The 15,471-nt window shown below is 61.9% G+C and carries 13 protein-coding genes; 9 read left to right on the top strand and 4 right to left on the bottom strand.

Annotation, left to right across the window (positions count from 1 at the left end):
- Positions 1 to 157: 157 nt before the first annotated feature.
- On the bottom strand, positions 158 to 6,598 hold the full coding sequence (locus C8K44_RS12585; protein WP_109576131.1) for a kinesin: 6,441 nt from the start codon (positions 6,596 to 6,598) through the stop codon (positions 158 to 160).
- A 279-nt stretch (positions 6,599 to 6,877) separates the two neighbouring features.
- On the opposite strand from C8K44_RS12585, the gene C8K44_RS12580 reads away from it, so the two are divergent.
- The 3 genes from C8K44_RS12580 to C8K44_RS12570 all read left to right on the top strand — a co-directional run bounded on the left by C8K44_RS12580 (position 6,878) and on the right by C8K44_RS12570 (position 8,777).
- Positions 6,878 to 7,252, top strand: coding sequence for an Hpt domain-containing protein (locus C8K44_RS12580; protein WP_109576130.1), 375 nt, complete (start codon positions 6,878 to 6,880; stop codon positions 7,250 to 7,252).
- A 93-nt stretch (positions 7,253 to 7,345) separates the two neighbouring features.
- A complete protein-coding gene (locus C8K44_RS12575; protein WP_109576231.1) occupies positions 7,346 to 7,666 on the top strand; it encodes a 2Fe-2S iron-sulfur cluster-binding protein in 321 nt (106 codons plus the stop codon).
- Between the two features lie 82 nt (positions 7,667 to 7,748).
- The gene (locus tag C8K44_RS12570) at positions 7,749 to 8,777 is read left to right on the top strand and encodes an NAD(P)/FAD-dependent oxidoreductase (protein WP_109576230.1); all 1,029 of its coding nucleotides are present in this window, start codon (positions 7,749 to 7,751) and stop codon (positions 8,775 to 8,777) included.
- A gap of 125 nt (positions 8,778 to 8,902) precedes the next feature.
- On the opposite strand, the gene C8K44_RS12565 is transcribed toward C8K44_RS12570, so the two are convergent.
- Positions 8,903 to 9,517, bottom strand: a complete 615-nt coding sequence (locus C8K44_RS12565; RefSeq protein WP_109576129.1) for a DUF922 domain-containing protein — start codon at positions 9,515 to 9,517, stop codon at positions 8,903 to 8,905.
- A gap of 152 nt (positions 9,518 to 9,669) precedes the next feature.
- Between C8K44_RS12565 and folP the strand changes: the two genes are divergently transcribed.
- The 3 genes from folP to folK are packed head-to-tail and all read left to right on the top strand — an operon-like array spanning position 9,670 to position 11,394.
- The gene (gene folP, locus C8K44_RS12560) at positions 9,670 to 10,518 is read left to right on the top strand and encodes a dihydropteroate synthase (RefSeq protein WP_109576128.1); all 849 of its coding nucleotides are present in this window, start codon (positions 9,670 to 9,672) and stop codon (positions 10,516 to 10,518) included.
- Between the two features lie 5 nt (positions 10,519 to 10,523).
- Positions 10,524 to 10,883 (top strand): dihydroneopterin aldolase, encoded by a 360-nt coding sequence (folB, locus tag C8K44_RS12555; protein WP_109576127.1) that lies wholly within the window; start codon positions 10,524 to 10,526, stop codon positions 10,881 to 10,883.
- Positions 10,867 to 11,394 (top strand): 2-amino-4-hydroxy-6-hydroxymethyldihydropteridine diphosphokinase, encoded by a 528-nt coding sequence (gene folK, locus C8K44_RS12550; protein WP_109576126.1) that lies wholly within the window; start codon positions 10,867 to 10,869, stop codon positions 11,392 to 11,394. The genes folB and folK overlap by 17 nt, the downstream gene beginning before the upstream one ends.
- On the opposite strand, the gene C8K44_RS12545 is transcribed toward folK, so the two are convergent.
- Together C8K44_RS12545 and C8K44_RS12540 are read right to left on the bottom strand one after the other, a co-directional pair.
- The gene (locus tag C8K44_RS12545) at positions 11,391 to 12,044 is read right to left on the bottom strand and encodes a hypothetical protein (protein WP_109576125.1); all 654 of its coding nucleotides are present in this window, start codon (positions 12,042 to 12,044) and stop codon (positions 11,391 to 11,393) included. The two genes, folK and C8K44_RS12545, sit on opposite strands and share 4 nt — an antisense overlap.
- Positions 12,041 to 12,340, bottom strand: a complete 300-nt coding sequence (locus tag C8K44_RS12540) for a DUF3572 domain-containing protein (RefSeq protein ID WP_109576124.1) — start codon at positions 12,338 to 12,340, stop codon at positions 12,041 to 12,043. The genes C8K44_RS12545 and C8K44_RS12540 overlap by 4 nt, the downstream gene beginning before the upstream one ends.
- Before the next feature lie 226 nt (positions 12,341 to 12,566).
- On the opposite strand from C8K44_RS12540, the gene C8K44_RS12535 reads away from it, so the two are divergent.
- From C8K44_RS12535 to C8K44_RS12520, 3 genes are all read left to right on the top strand, one after another.
- Positions 12,567 to 12,923 carry a response regulator gene (locus C8K44_RS12535; RefSeq protein ID WP_348626331.1) on the top strand — a complete coding sequence of 119 codons (357 nt, stop codon included), beginning with the start codon at positions 12,567 to 12,569 and terminating at the stop codon, positions 12,921 to 12,923.
- A 30-nt stretch (positions 12,924 to 12,953) separates the two neighbouring features.
- Positions 12,954 to 14,327, top strand: coding sequence for a PleD family two-component system response regulator (locus C8K44_RS12530; protein WP_109576122.1), 1,374 nt, complete (start codon positions 12,954 to 12,956; stop codon positions 14,325 to 14,327).
- Positions 14,328 to 14,684: 357 nt separating this feature from the next.
- Complete coding sequence (locus C8K44_RS12520) at positions 14,685 to 15,413, top strand: acetyltransferase (protein ID WP_109576121.1); 729 nt, start codon at positions 14,685 to 14,687, stop codon at positions 15,411 to 15,413.
- The last annotated feature ends 58 nt before the right edge of the window (positions 15,414 to 15,471 follow it).

Here is a 15,471-nt window from a genome sequence, read left to right as displayed (position 1 = left end):
CTCCTCCTGAGCCCTTTTGCTGACTGGTTGGCTCGCTGACTATTTCACGTCAGCGCGCATCACCTCGATCTGCCGAATGTAGCTGACAAAACAGGGCAGTAGGTGGCGTACCTACTGCCCTATTTCCGTATTGCCCTACTGCCTTGCGGCAGCTTGCTTACTTCAGGCGGCCTGCCGCATGTGCCAGCATCGTGTAGACCTTGCCCGTATCCGAGGTCAGGTAGGTCTTGGTCATGATGTTTTCGCGGTCGTTGCGCGAGACGTCCTTGAGCAACTTCTCGAAATCATCGCAATAGCGGTCGACGGCAGTGCGGAACTCGCCATCGGACTGATATTTGCGGCGGATTTCGTCGAAGGTCTGCTGACCCTTCAGCGTGTAGAGCCGGCGGGTGAAGACATCGCGCTCGCCGCGGCGATAGCGATCCCAGAGTTCGATCGAGGCGTCGTGATCGATGGCGCGGGCGATGTCGACCGACAGCGAGTTGAGCGACTCGACCACATGCATGGGCGAACGCTGTGCCGGAACGGCGCGCGGTTCGGGCTGGCCCGCCGGGCGCCCGGACTGCTCCTCGCGCGAGGCGCCGGTCAGCAGGTCGCGCACCCAGCCACCTTGCGCACCACGGCTGGCCGGCTCACGCGCTGGCTGCTGTGGCTGGGCGGGGGCGGGACGCTCGATGTCGAGCGTTCCACGCAGGGTCGTACCGCCCAGTGGTGCCGGCGGCTCGCGGCGCTCTGGCTGCGGAGCGGCTTGGCGGCGCTGGGCTTGCGGCTGCGGGTTGCGCAGCGAAGCGTCGGAAACATCGACCGTGCGGCCGGACTTGGCCACGATCGCCGACAGCTCTTTCAGCGCATTGATCTGCTCGGACACTGCGCGACGGATGGCCGTGGTCGATTCCTTGGCCTCCTCCGGCATGTCGAGCACGCCCTTCTTGAGTTCGGCGCGGGTGCTTTCGAGCTCGGTCTTGATCGAGCCGGCGGTCCGGCGCATCTCCTCGGTGGCGTCGGCGAAGCGCTTTGTCGCGGTTTCGACGACGTCGGCGATGGCGAGCCGGATCTTGTCCGCCGATTCCATTGTCTTGCCTTCGGCGTTCTCCAGCGTCTGGCCGACGAGGCGCTCGAATGACTGCATGACGCGCTCAAGGTCTTCCGACTTCTTGACCAAGCCTACGGCGAGGTCTTCCAGCGACGACTGGCGCTCGAGCGTGTGCTCGAGGTTGCTCTGCGCCGACGAGAGCAGGTTGGAAGCACTCGACAGCAGGCGGCTGTGCTCGTCAAACTTGGTGGCGATGGAAGCCACTTCCCGCAACGTGGTCGAGGACAGGTCGGTCAGGCGATTGGTGTTGGTGTCCACCAGTCGAGCGGCACTGGAGAAGGTCTGTGCGGCCTTCTCGGTGGTCGCAGCGAAGTTCGACGTGCTGCCGGTCAGGCGGTCGTCGACATTCGCGAGGTTCGCGGCAGCCTGGTCGATAAGGTTGCTGAGCTGCGAGCTGGACGCTGTCATGCGGCCGATAAGGTCGGCAACACTTTGGGCGAGCGTCGAGCGCGCGCCTTCGACCGCAGACAGGGTCTCGGCGGTACGGCTGGCGAGCGCATCGACAAGCACCGCGTTTTCGGTGCGCAGCTTTTCGGCTGCGCGCGCGGTGGCTTCTTCCATGCTGCGGTGGAGGTCGTTGCCGCTTTCGGCGAAACGATCGACCAGCGGGCGGGCGGTCTCGTCGAGGATCTTGGCGATCTCGTTCGAGCGTTCCGCCAGCATCGCGTTGAGTTCACGCGTGTTGGTGCCGATCGTGCGGGCAGCCTCGTTGGTGCTCTGGCCGATGTGCTGGCCAACCGCGGTGAATGTCTCGGCGACCACATTGGCGCGGGCGACGAGCTGTGCCTCGGCCTGTGCAACCTGTTCGCTGAGCTTCTGGCCCATCGCGTCAGCACCGTGGGCGAGGCGAGCTTCGGCACTCGACAGGTGCTCGCCGATGCGAGCCGCAACACCTTGGGCACCAGCCGCGAGGCGCTCATCGACATTGGTCAGCGTCTCTTCGATGGCGCGCGCGCGGGCATCGAGATCGGCCGATGTGCGATGAGCCCGGGCAACAACACGCTGTTCGGTCTCGGTGAACGCGTTGGCGATCAGCGCGGCATGCTGGCCGATGCCCGAGGTGCTCTCGGCAATGCGGGCGGCAAGCTGCTGGCCGGCTTCGTCGAATGCCTGGCCGATCTCCGAAGCGCGACCAAGCAGGGACTGCGAGGTGTTGTCGACGCGGGCGGCGATCTTGTTGTCGGCTTCGTCGAAGGCGCGGCTGATCTCGCTGGCGCGGCCAAGCAGTGCCTCGGCCGTCCTGTCGACACGCGCGGCAATCCTGCTGTCAGCTTCTTCGAACGCCCGGCTGATTTCGCCGGCACGGTTCAGCAGCGTGTCAGCCGTCTGGTCGACACGGGCTGCGATCCGACTGTCGGCTTCCTCGAAGGTCCGGCCGATTTCAGCGGCGCGGCCGGCAAGTGCGTCAGCCGTCTGCGTTGCACGCGCGGCAAGCCGCTCGTCAGCCTGTTCGAAGTTGCGCACGATTTCACCCGCGCGGCTGCCCAGCGTTGCCGAGCTATCGGCGACGCGTGCTGCGATCCGCTCGTCGGCTGCATCGAAGATGCGGCTGAGTTCGCCGGCACGGTTGCCCAGCGAATCCGCTCCTTCGGCGATGCGCGAGGCGAGCTTTTCATCGGCGGTGTCGAAGATGCGGCCGAGTTCGGCGGCACGGGCGGTGAGTGCGTCGGCGGATTCGCCAATGCGCATGCCAAGCCGTTCGTCGGCGCTGTCGAAGTTGCGCAGGATGTCGCCGGCGCGGGCCGACAGTGCATCCGCCGTTTCGATGGCACGTGCGATCAGCGCGCGGTCGGCCGAATCAAAGGTACGGGCGATCTCGCCAGCCTTGGCCGACAGGGTGTCGGCGGTTTCTTCGGCACGTGCCAAAAGCGCGTTCGAGGTTTCGTCGGCGCGCGCCGCAAGACGGCGGTCGGCATCGTCAAAGGCACGCGCGATATCTTCGGCACGAGCGAGCAGGGCGGTCGAGGTCTGCTCGGCGCGCTCGGCGATGACTCGGTCAGCGTCACTGAAGGCGCGTCCAGCTTCTTCGTTGAGAGCTGCGGTCACTTCCATGACCTTCTCACGCAAGGCGCCAGCCACGAAGACAGCGCTCTTTTCCAGCACGCCGCGGACGTTGTCGACGCCCAGCGACAGAGCGCGTTCCATGGTGCTGGTGCGCTCTTCGATCACGCCGGTCTGGCGGCGGAAGGTTTCCTCGATCTTTTCGATGTCACCGGCAATCGCGTCGGAAATGTCGACGCGGCGCGCTGCGATCTGGTCGATGTGGCCAGCGATGGCAAGATCGATATCGCGGCGTGCTTCGCCGAGCTTGCCGAGATCTTCGTCAAGGGCGCGAGCCATGGTCTCGCGACCCTCTGCGAGCTTGCCGACATGGTTGGCGACGATGTCGTCGATGCTCGTGCGGCTGCTGTTGAGCATGGCAAGGTCGGCTTCCAGCGCCCTGGTCAGCGTGTCGCGACCAGCGGCCAGCTTGTCGACCTGGCCGAGCATCATGCCGTCGATCTTGGCAAGGTCGGCTTCCAGTGCGCGGCGGAGGACGTCGCGGCCTTCGGCCAGCTTCTCGACCTGACCGGCAACGAGGCCGTCGATGCCCGAGCGGCTTTCAGCCAGCTTGGCGAGATCGTCTTCGAGTGCCATGGACAAGGTGCTGCGCTCGGCGACGAGCCGTTCGGCATGGCTTGAAACCAGGCCCTTGACGCTGTCGAGATCTGCTTCGAGCGAACGCGCAAGCATCGCACGGTCTTCGGCGATTTTCTCCGACTGCGAAGCGACCGTGTTGCGAATCGCGTTGAGGTCGGCTTCGAGCGCGCGCTTGAGGATATCGCGGCCCTCGGCCAGCTTCTCGACCTGACCGGCAACGAGGCCGTCGATACCCGAGCGGCTTTCAGCCAGCTTGGCAAGGTCGTCTTCCAGTGCCCTGGAGAGCGCCCCGCGTTCTGCAACGAGCCGTTCGGCGTGGCTCGACACCAGGCCGGAGACGCTGCCGAGATCGGCCTCGAGCGAACGCGAAAGCATCGCACGGTCTTCGGCGAGCTTCTCGGAATGCGAGGTGATCGTGCTGTGGATCGTGTTGAGGTCGGTCTCGAGTGCGCGCTTGAGGATATCACGGCCTTCGGCAAGCTTTTCGACCTGGCCCGCGACGAGGCCATCAATGCCTGCGCGGCTGTCTGCCAGCTTGGCGAGGTCCGATTCCAGCGTCTTGGAGAGCAGGACGCGTTCGTCTGCGAGCTTGCCTGCGTGGTCCTCGATCAGGCCATGAACCGCCGCAATGTCAGTCTGGAGGCTGTTGGAAAGGCTGGCACGGTCGGCAGCCATCTTCGACGAATGGCCGTCAACCAATGCCTTGATGCCGTCGAGATCGGTTTCCAGTGCCTTGGCAAGGATCGCGCGGCCTTCGGCGATCTTTTCGACCTGACCGGCGACAAGTCCGTCGATGCTGTTGCGGCTGTCGGCGAGCTTGTTGAGGTCGGCTTCGAGAGCACGTGACAGGATATTGCGGCCTTCGGCCAGCTTGCCGACATGGCCAGCGACCATTTCGTCAATATTCGTACGGGCTTGGACGAGTCTTTCGGAGTCCTCGACGAGCGCCTGCGCGAGCTGCTCACGGCCCTGGGCGAGCTGACGGAACTGGCTGCTGAGCGTATCATCCACCGCCTGACGCGACTGGTCCAGCTTGCGCATGTCGTCGTCAAGTGCCTGGGTAATCAGGCTGCGGCCTTCGGCGAGCTTCTGCACCTGGAAGCCGACGGCGGCTTCGATGCTGGCGCGTCCCTCGGCGAATTTGCTGAGATCGTCCCTGAGCGCTGCGGCCATGCGGTCGCGTGCTTCCGAAAGCTTGCGGGTGTGGTCTTCGACCGCCTGTTCAATTCCAATGCGGGCGTCGGAGAGGCGCTGGATGTCGCCGTCGAATGCGTTCGATACTGAGTTGCGCGCGGCTTCCATACGGCCGGCGAAATCGCTGGCACGCGCTTCAAGCATGGTCGAGGTCGAGGTGATGATATCGGCGAGGTCGGTGCCGATCTGCGTCTTGCCCTGGTCGATCACAGCGGTCAGCGAGTCACGACCCTGCACGAAGGTCGTGGCGATCTCGCGAGCACGTTCAACCAGCGTCTCGTTGATCTGGCGAGCGCGCGCTTCGAGCGCGGCGTTGAGCTTGGCCGTGCCGGTGTCGAGTGCCTCGGCGCGCGTCTGGAATTCGCCGATCAGCGCCTGGCCACGCTCGGCCAGTGTACGTTCGATGCCGTGCAGGTTGGCTTCAAACTCAGAGTTGAGCGTCTTGGCGGCGCCACCGAGGAGCGAAACCATGCCCGAAGTGCGGTCGTCGAGCAGGTCGGTCAGCGAGCGGGTCGCCTCGTCGGTGCTCTGCGTGAGCTTGGCAATGCGCGTGTCGAGCAGGCTGGCAAAGGCCTCGCCCGAGGTCGACAGCCGGTCGCTGAGCGTATCCATGCGGTTGTCGATCGCCTCGAAGAGGCCCATGCCGCCTTCGTTGATGCGGTCGATAAGCGTGTCGCCGGAATTGGTAATCGTCATCGACAGCTTGGTCGAAGCGTTCAGGATGCTGTCGCGGATGATGTCGCTTGCCGAGCCGAGTTCGTCGCGCAGCGTCTCATGCGCGCCCGAAATCGAGGCGCGGACACGCTCGGCATGCGAGACCACGGCTTCGCGCTCGTTGCCGAGACCGTCGACCAGCGAACGGATGCGGGCGGCGTTTTCCGAATAGGAGCGTTCGATCTGGTTGACTTCGGTATGGACCAGGGTTTCGAGTTCGACGGCGCGAGCGAGCGTACGCTCGATGCCTTCGCCCATGGCTGCCACTTCGCGGCGGACGGCCTGGCCCACCATCATGACGCGATCCTGCGCCATGTTTTCCGGCTCGGCGAGGCGGAAGGCAACTTCGGTCATCGACTGGGCGGCAATGCGCATTTCTTGGGCGCGGCGGATCATCGCAGCAAAGGCCCAGAACAGGGCGATCGGAACGACCGTGGCGACAACAAGCATCAAAAGGCCGGGGCGTGCCAGAACGTCGTCCAGCGTGCGGATGGTCCAGATGCTGGGCGTGACGATGCGGTCGGCAAGTGCGACGGCACCCGCGACCCAGGCGACCGACACGAGACCGACCATCCAGTAAATGGTGCTGGAGGCGCGCCGGTTGAGGCTGTGCAGAAGGGACTTGTAGTCCTTCTGGCGATCGTCATTGGCCGGCTTTAAGCCCTCGGGCTGCAATGGCTTGGTTTCGACGGGGCGCAATTGGGCCGGCGGCTCGGCCATGGGGCGCGCGGCCGCGGCCGCAGGTGCTGGGGGCGCCTTGGGTGCCGCAGGCTTCTGCTTGTCGCTTTCGCGCGCCAGTTCCTCGGCCGCCTGCGAAATCTGTGCTTCGAGATCGTCCATCGACGCGGCCATGTCGAGGCCGCCTTCGTCGCTGCTCAAGTCGAAGTCGAGCGCCTGCTCAAGCTCCTTGGCTACGTCGAGATCGAGGTTCTTGGTCGGAGTGGATTTCTTCGCCATGCCTTCGCTACCCTGTACTAAAGACGCGGAATCTCTGGACTTTTTGTCCTATTTTCGTCCGCGTCCGAGGCTCAATATGGACCGCCCGTATCGTAGTGACACAATCGGGTAAAGAAAACATGCATTCGCCCCGATACGTAAAAGTTTAAATATACGGTTAACGCGCACGTGATTATTGGCCCCGGTTCCGCAGGGTTCCGGGCTTTGTCGGGTTAACGGGTTATCCACATGGTCGCCATACGTTACCAACCCAAGGGCGAGTGGTAAGGTAGGGGTTGAATGGTAACGCGCGAAATCGGTTCCGTGGCATTTGGTATGCCGGGCGGCGAATCCTCGGCTGCGGCGCATGCCCGTCCAATCGACCTAGAACACCTCTCTCGCCAGACCATCGGCGACCGCGATGTCGAGCGCGAGGTGCTCGACCTCTTTGTTCACCAGGCCCTTGCCGTTCGTGAAGCGATCGTTTCGGCCGACGTCGCAGAGCGCCTGAGGCTCTGCCATGCTCTCAAAGGGGCGGCACGCGGGGTTGGCGCATTCCCTATAGCGGATTGCGTTGGCAAGATCGAGACGCATCCCGACGATGCCGGGTTGATCAGGCGGCTTGCCCGTCTGATCGATGAAGTGAGGGACTTCATCGCAGCAATCAACCGCTAGATCGCAAACCCGACATCCGGCGGCGCTTTCGCGCGGCAGTTGACTTGCACGGTGGAGTGATTATCTGCCGGGTGACTTTTCTTAGGAATGAGCATGACCAAGCTGACCTACATCGCCCATGACGGTACGCGTTTCGAAGTCGAGGCCGAAAATGGCTCGACCGTGATGGAGAATGCCATTCGCAATGCGGTGCCGGGCATCGAGGCCGAATGCGGCGGCGCCTGTGCTTGCGCCACCTGCCATGTCTATGTCGATGAAGCGTGGACCGCGGTCGTCGGCGAACCGGAGGCAATGGAAGAAGACATGCTCGACTTCGCTTATGAAGTGCGTCCGAATTCGCGTCTGTCCTGTCAGATCAAGGTGAGGGATGAACTCGACGGCTTGATCGTCGCCGTTCCGGAGCGCCAGGGCTAAGCCTTTCCATCTGCCCCGCGCTTGGCATGGCGCAACATGTCATGCACATTCTTTATATGCATGCGTGAGCGGCGAGGCGGCTTTGAGCGACATCACCAAAACTGACGTCCTGATCATCGGTGCCGGCCCGATCGGGCTGTTTGCAGTGTTCGAGCTTGGCCTGTTCGACATGCGCTGCCATCTGATCGACATTCTGGACAGGCCCGGCGGGCAATGCGCCGAACTTTATCCGGAAAAGCCGATCTACGATATCCCAGGCTATCCTTCGATCGGCGCGCAGGAACTGGTCGACAAGCTCCTGCTGCAGATCGCACCGTTCAAGCCGGAGTTCACTTTCAACCGCATGGTGACCGCGCTTGAGCGACTGGAAGACGGCAGTTTCCGTGTTACCGCCGATGAGGGCGAGATTTTTGATGCCAAGGTCGTGGTGATCGCGGCCGGCGGCGGTTCATTTCAACCCAAGCGGCCACCGATTCCTGGCATTGAGGCCTTCGAGAGATCAAGTGTTCTCTACGCGGTTCGACGCATGGAAGAATTGCGCGGCCATGACGTGGTTGTAGTCGGTGGCGGGGATTCCGCCCTGGATTGGACCCTCAACCTGCAGCCCATCGCGCGGCGTGTAACGCTTGTTCACCGCAGGCCGGAGTTTCGCGCAGCCCCCGACAGCGTCAAGAAGATGCATGCAGTTCGCGACGCCGGCGCCATTGACCTGGTGATCGGGCAAGTGTCGGCGCTTTCAGGCGAGAACGGCGTGCTGCGCTCGGTTACGGTCAAAGGTGCGGAAGGCGATGTCGAGATTGCGTGCACGCGCCTGTTGCCGTTCTTCGGGCTGACGATGAAGCTTGGGCCGGTCGCAGAATGGGGCCTCGACCTTCACGAAAACCAGATTCCCGTCGACACGGAAAAATTCGAGACCTCGGTTCCGGGCATCTTCGCCATCGGCGACATCAACTGGTATCCCGGCAAGCTGAAGCTGATCCTGTCGGGTTTTCACGAGGCTGCTTTGATGGCTCAGGCGGCCAAACACATCATCAGCCCCAAGGAACGCATCGTTTTCCAATACACCACATCGTCGACCAGCTTGCACAAGAAGCTTGGCGTTCCAGACTAGCGCAAGGCCCGAAATCGAAATCGGTCTTAGCTTCGCGAACAATTTGGTTCGTGCGGCTTTTACGAGTCAGGATATTACGGCGTTCTGTGAACGTAATGCAGCAGAGTCGGTAGCAAGAGCAGCGGTCAGCTTCTGATCTTGCCGGCGTCGATCCGTTCCATGCGGTATCGCAGCAGCCTGATGATGCGGCTCTCGAAATTGATGCCCTCGATTCGGTCGAACTCTTCTTGCGCCCGGTCATGGGCGGTAAGAATACGGTTGCTTGTCGCCTTGGCCTTGGTCGCCGCGACTTCGCACGACTTCTGCTTGCCGATCGCTTTCAACGCCTGCTCGAGCTCACGCGCGTGGTTTTTGGCAATCACCACGTGGCTTTCCTCGTGCCGTTTGATGTCGGCCGAAAGCGTGTTCCAGATCAGCTTGACGTCTTGGGGCGTCTTGCCGCTCTGGCGCCAGCGCGGCAGGATCACCTTGGCCTTGACGGCGACCTGGGCGGAGACGATGGCGCAGCCACCTTTGACCTCGGCGTAGCCGATGCGGGTGGTGAACTCCATTTGCGTCGCCCCAGGATGGCGGCCGCCGGTACTTTTGACCTCGGGGCCGCGTGTCATCAGCTGATGTTCGATCTCATCGAGCGTTTTGCCGGTGATGGTGAAATAGCTGTAGGATTTCGAAACTGTAGCTGCCTGGGCGGGCAGGCATATGCCCCCAGCAAGCAAGGCGGCGAGGAAGAGATGCTTCATTGTGTTGCCTCTTGGCCTACCTTGCGTTAGGGGCGTTGGCGGCGCAGGGAAATGTCTTGTGCCGCAGAAAGTGACCGTGCAGCGAGTTGAAGCTGCAAGCGTTGATATTTCGTGACGTGGTCTGTCCTCTGGAATTCTTTTGTGGCGACGGCATGACCGAAAAACGATGGCAATTGGCGCATGGGCGCCATATCGACCTCGGCGACAGGGCGCTTATCATGGGCATCCTCAACGTCACACCTGACAGCTTTTCCGATGGTGGCGCCTTCAACGCTCCCGCTAGGGCGATTGAACAGGCCTGGCGCATGATCGCGGAAGGTGCCGTGATCGTCGATGTCGGCGGTGAATCGACGCGACCAGGCGCTGCCACGGTTTCCGCCGCCGAAGAGCAGGATCGCGTGCTGCCGGTCATCGCGGAACTTGCCAAGTCTGGCGACGCGTTGATTTCGGTCGATACCTATCGCGAGGAGACCGCACGGCTTGCCGTCAGCGCCGGCGCGCACATCGTCAACGACGTCTGGGGTTTGCAACGAGAGCCCGGCATCGCCAAGGTTGCCGCCGATACCGGGGCAGGACTGGTGATCATGCACACCGGTCGCGATCGCGATAAACTGCCCGACGTGATCGACGACCAGTACCTTTTCCTTCGCCGTTCACTTGAGATCGCCGCCGAAGCTGGCGTGGGCAAGGCGCAGATCATGCTCGATCCGGGTTTCGGCTTTGCCAAGGACCCGGATGAAAACCTCGACCTGATGGCGCGCTTTTCCGAGCTTTCGCAACTCGGCTACCCGCTGCTCGCCGGCACGTCGCGCAAGCGCTTTGTCGGCCATGTCACCGGACGTGACGCGCCAGAGCGCGATGCCGGCACGGCGGCGACGAGCGTCATACTCCGCATGCAGGGCGCGCATATATTTCGCGTCCACAATGTCGCAATCAACTTGGACGCGCTGGCATTCGCAGATGCTATGCTGTCGCGCCAGACCAACCTGCCGGGACGCTGACCCAGATGTACCTTATCCGTATGAAAAACTGCGCCTTCTTTGCCCGGCACGGCGTCCTCGACGAAGAAGAGAGGCTCGGCCAGCGTTTTTACGTCGATGCCGAGCTGACTGTCGATCCGGACCGTCCGCTGGAAGACGACTCAATGCAGAGCACCGTCGACTATGGCGTTGCATTCCAGGTCATCGAAAAGATCATCACTGGCCAGCGCCGTTTCCTGATCGAAGCGCTGGCGCAGGAATGCGGCAGGGCGCTTGCTGCTCGTTTTCCGCAGATCAAGCGCGCTGAAATCACGGTTCGCAAGCCGAATGCGCCGGTGCCCGGCGTTCTGGACTACGTAGAGGTGACCGTTGTCTGGCCACGCTGAGGAACGCGGCTTTCTCAGCCTAGGCGGCAATCTCGGTGATCCGGCGAAGTCGATGGCTGCGGCACTGCACCTGCTCGACGCCAGCGGCAGTACGCGTGTTGTTACCGTTTCATCGCTTCATCGCACGCCGCCCTGGGGCAAGGTCGATCAGCCCGATTTCCTGAACGTCACCGCCGAAGTCGCGACTTCGCTGGCGCCGCTGGAACTGCTGGAGCTTTGCCTGGAGGTGGAGCGCAGGCTCAAGCGCGTGCGCGTTGAGCGCTGGGGCCCGCGGCTCATTGATATCGACGTGCTGTTGCTCGGCAATAGTAATGTCAGCGATGTCGGACTGGAGATTCCGCACCCACGCATGCTCGACAGGGCCTTTGTGATGGTGCCGCTGGCCGAAATCGCGCCCGATCTGATGCTTGTCGGCAAACCGGCGACCGAATGGGCTGCGGCACTTGATAGCTCTGGCATCGAAAGGCTCGATTCGGGCCGCGACTGGTGGCGTGACCTGGGCGAAAACTAGAGCCCGAGGGCCGCGGCGATCTTCGGCGCGGCTTCTGCCCAATCGTTGGCAATGACGATGCCTTCCGGCATGGGCGGCAACAGCCGTCGCATTTCGCGATACGACATCAGATTGAACAGATGCGCGTCGGCGACTGCATCGCGCACCGAAACAAGGTTGTGTGGAATGTCGTCGACAAAGGCGACGGGACGTCTGGTCTCACCCCTCAATTGTCTGAGTGCCGGTCCCTTCGCCGCTTCAGTGGTCAAGAGCGGGTAGGGGAAGCCAAGCGCATCGAGGTGCATCCGCCTGATGTCGCGATGGCGATGCGGCATCGCCGTCAGCATGACGATCTCGGCGTTGCCCGCCAGGCCGGCAACGGCGTCGGCGGCCCCCATTGCTGGCGTCTGCCACTCACGTTGAGCGTGGAAAAAGCCGTCGAGCAGGTCAGATACGGCCGCTTGTTCCAGCGGGATCTGGGTCTTTTGTTCGACGATGTTGCCCGTCAATCGAAAGGATTTGGCCAGGAATACCAGGCCCTGCGCGTCGAGGAAGCGCATGAATGGAACCATGAACTCCAGCAGCACCTCATCGACGTCGAGCACCAGCAGCGGTCGCGTGTCGCGGGCGAGCTCGGCAATCTGCCGCGCGGTTTCAGGATCTTCGCTCATGCCGAACGCTCGTGATCGTCGTTGCCAAGCGGCAGCGCGCGTGCCGCGATCCCGACATCACCGGGCGCAATGCCGGTTTCCTGGGAGAAGCGCAGCAACGTTGGTTCATGAGCGAGGAGGAACTGCAGTACCCCGGCGAGGAAGCCAGGTTCTTGCGCCGCGCGACGGATGTGCTGGGCTTCGATGCCGGTGATGGCAAGGAAACGCGGCAAAAGCTCAGGGTCGGAAGCAACAAATGCCAGGGCCTGAATGGCCAAGGCCTGTGCGTTCTCGTGCGATTGCTGGTTCTTCTGCATCAGAATTCCGCTTGTTCGACGGGTTCCGGAAGTAGCGGCAAGTGGGGCTCGCGGCAACTGGTAAAGCAGGCGCGCAACGATCCGTGATTTGGCAGAGGCGTTTTACGTTTCGTAATGTTCTTGAGTTAGCGTCGGATTCGGGGTTGGTGTGCGCGTCCTGCGCGCATGATGATTGCCGCCGAGACGTGGTGTGCAATCGAGGCGGAACGCGATGGCTAAGAAAGTGATGATCGTCGAGGACAATGAGCTCAATATGAAGCTCTTTCGCGACCTCATCGAGGCAAGCGGCTATGAGACCGTGCGTACGCGCAACGGTTTGGAGGCGTTGGAGCTTGCCCGCACGCACCGGCCAGACCTCATCTTGATGGACATCCAGTTGCCTGAGGTTTCAGGCCTGGAAGTCACCAAATGGCTGAAGGAAGACGATGACCTCCACATGATCCCGGTCATCGCCGTCACCGCTTTTGCCATGAAAGGCGATGAGGAGCGGATCAGGCAGGGCGGCTGCGAAGCCTACATTTCCAAGCCGATCTCGGTGCCGCGCTTTATCGAAACGATCAAATCCTATCTCGGCGATGCCTGATGCGCCCGCCGGCCCGCTCGAGGTACTAGCATGACCGCGCGCATACTTGTCGTCGATGACATACCGGCCAACGTAAAGCTGCTCGAAGTCCGGCTGTTGGCCGAATATTTCGAGGTACTGACCGCTTTCAACGGACCCGATGCCCTTGCCGCTTGCGAAGACGGCAAGGTCGATGTCGTGTTGCTCGACGTGATGATGCCCGGCATGGACGGTTTTGAAGTTTGTCGCCGTCTGAAGGCCGATCCGGCAACAGCGCACATTCCAGTGGTCATGGTGACAGCGCTGGACCATGTCACCGACCGCGTGCGCGGCCTCGATGTCGGTGCCGATGATTTCCTGACCAAGCCAGTCAACGACCTGCAGCTGATCACGCGGGTGAAGAGCCTGGTTCGCCTCAAAGTACTGACAGACGAGTTGCGGCTGCGCTCCTCAACCACCCACAATATCGGCATGGATCAGCTCTCGTCCGGCTCGGACCTCCTGCAAGGAGCCTTGCCGAAGGTGCTGCTGATCGACGAGATGACGTCGTCGGCTGCTCACGTCTGCGCGCTGCTGGATGGCGCTGCCGAGGCATACATCGCCGCCGACCCGCAATCAGGGCTCTTCAACGCCGCCGAAGGCATCTATGAATGCGTGATTGTGTCGTCCGGGTTTGCGGAGTTCGATCCACTGCGGTTGTGCTCGCAGCTCAGGTCCCTTGATCGCACTCGTTCGCTGCCGATTGTGCTCTTGGTCAACAAAGGCGAAGACGAGCTCATCATTCGTGGCCTCGAACTCGGCATCAACGATTATCTTGTGCGCCCGCTCGACCGGCAGGAGCTGATTGCACGGTTGCGCACCCAGGTGCGCCGCAAACGTTACAACGACGAGCTGAGGAAAAGCGTCAGCCAGACGATCGAAATGGCCGTGACGGATGGCCTGACGGGGCTGCATAACCGCCGTTACCTCGACAGCCATCTGCCGCGCCTTGTCGAGCGGGCGATGGCACGGCGCAGGCCGCTTTCCCTCATGATCACCGATCTCGACCGCTTCAAGCGGATCAACGATACCTTTGGTCATGACGGCGGCGACGAGGTGTTGCGCGAGTTCGCACGACGCTTGAAGAAGAGCGTACGAGGTATTGACTTGGCTTGTCGTTTTGGCGGTGAGGAGTTCGTCATCGTGATGCCGGACACCGAGGGAGCGCTGGCCGAAATGGTTGCCGAGCGCATTCGCGCGGAAGTCGCAAAGACACCATTTGCAATAGGCGGCGCCGAGATGGGCGTGTCGGTCACTGTCAGTGTCGGCGTGTCATCGCTTTGGCCGGAAGGCGATAGCGTAGCCGGGCTGATGAAGCGCGCCGACCTCGCTCTCTACGATGCCAAAACGCGTGGTCGCAACCGCGTGGTCGCGCGTGCGGCCTGAATGTGAGTCGTGTGCCGAGTCAATTATGTTAAGCTGAATTGTTTACCTTAACCCAAATGACTGGGGAGCCGTGGTTAAGAAAGTGTTGATTTCCAAGAAGTCTTGCGCGACTGTGGAATGAACAAGGACGGGCGTCGGCACGAGGAGCGCAGGCCGGAAAGCCCAATTGATACCCCATGATGCTCAGGTCCGCCGCATCTCCTGGGTCCGTGGGGTCGGCCGGCCGGCACTGGCACATAGTGGCCTCCTCGTACCGCTGCCAGACGCCGACCGGCCCCCTTATCTCTCAATCAAATCATTTTCATGCCTTGGCCTCACCTGCTTGAGAGATTCGCAGGATTCGGATTAGCTGCGTCCATGCGTCTTTTAGCGACACTCCTGTTTCTGCTGTTTTCACCAGCCGCCTTCGCGCAGGAATGCGTCGTGATGCTGCATGGCTTGTCGCGCAGCGACACGTCGTTTCTGCTAATGGAAGAAACCCTGGGCACGTTCGGCTATGCCGTCGTCAACGACACCTACCCTTCGACCGAGGCCCCGATCGACAAGCTGATCGCTTATGTTGACACGTCGGTAGCCAAATGCGGCAAGGCGAGCAAAATCCACTTCGTGACCCACTCCATGGGCGGCATACTGGTGCGAGCCTGGCTGATGCACAACCGTCCCGAAAATCTTGGCCGCGTTGTCATGCTCGGGCCGCCCAACCACGGTTCTGAAGTGGTGGATACGTTCGGCAGCCTCAGGCTCTTCGAAATGGTCAATGGTCCGGCCGGGGTCCAGCTCGGCACCGGACCGAACAGTCTTCCCAGCCAACTCGGTGCTGCCGACTACGAGCTCGGCATCATCGCTGGCGACCGCTCGGTCAATCCGATCCTTTCAGGCATGTTCAAGGGGCCGAATGACGGCAAGGTTTCGGTCGAAAGCACGAAGCTCGAAGGTATGAAAGACCACATTGTCCTGCCGACCACGCACACCTTCATGATGAACAATCCGCTAGTGATCGCGCAGACGTTGAACTTCCTCCGCCACGGACGGTTCGATCACGACCTGACGCTTCGTGAATTGCTGCTCCGGGTTTTCGGAAACTGAACCTGCTGGCGTTGCTGTCCCCAGCATGGCGCCCACTTTGACACGTCTGTACGGACCC

Source organism: Aminobacter sp. AP02 (assembly GCF_003148805.1).
Lineage (GTDB): Bacteria > Pseudomonadota > Alphaproteobacteria > Rhizobiales > Rhizobiaceae > Aminobacter.
This window is presented reverse-complemented; position numbering and strand designations above follow the sequence as displayed.

What these genes read in the sequence shown, in the direction of transcription:
- C8K44_RS12585 (WP_109576131.1), bottom strand. Translation starts at nt 6,598, where the DNA reads ATGGCGAAGAAATCCACTCCGACCAAGAACCTCGATCTCGACGTAGCC.
- C8K44_RS12580 (WP_109576130.1), top strand. Translation starts at nt 6,878, where the DNA reads ATGGTAACGCGCGAAATCGGTTCCGTGGCATTTGGTATGCCGGGCGGC.
- C8K44_RS12575 (WP_109576231.1), top strand. Translation starts at nt 7,346, where the DNA reads ATGACCAAGCTGACCTACATCGCCCATGACGGTACGCGTTTCGAAGTC.
- C8K44_RS12565 (WP_109576129.1), bottom strand. Translation starts at nt 9,517, where the DNA reads ATGAAGCATCTCTTCCTCGCCGCCTTGCTTGCTGGGGGCATATGCCTG.
- folP (WP_109576128.1), top strand. Translation starts at nt 9,670, where the DNA reads ATGACCGAAAAACGATGGCAATTGGCGCATGGGCGCCATATCGACCTC.
- folB (WP_109576127.1), top strand. Translation starts at nt 10,524, where the DNA reads ATGTACCTTATCCGTATGAAAAACTGCGCCTTCTTTGCCCGGCACGGC.
- C8K44_RS12545 (WP_109576125.1), bottom strand. Translation starts at nt 12,044, where the DNA reads ATGAGCGAAGATCCTGAAACCGCGCGGCAGATTGCCGAGCTCGCCCGC.
- C8K44_RS12540 (WP_109576124.1), bottom strand. Translation starts at nt 12,340, where the DNA reads ATGCAGAAGAACCAGCAATCGCACGAGAACGCACAGGCCTTGGCCATT.
- C8K44_RS12535 (WP_348626331.1), top strand. Translation starts at nt 12,567, where the DNA reads ATGATCGTCGAGGACAATGAGCTCAATATGAAGCTCTTTCGCGACCTC.
- C8K44_RS12530 (WP_109576122.1), top strand. Translation starts at nt 12,954, where the DNA reads ATGACCGCGCGCATACTTGTCGTCGATGACATACCGGCCAACGTAAAG.
- C8K44_RS12520 (WP_109576121.1), top strand. Translation starts at nt 14,685, where the DNA reads ATGCGTCTTTTAGCGACACTCCTGTTTCTGCTGTTTTCACCAGCCGCC.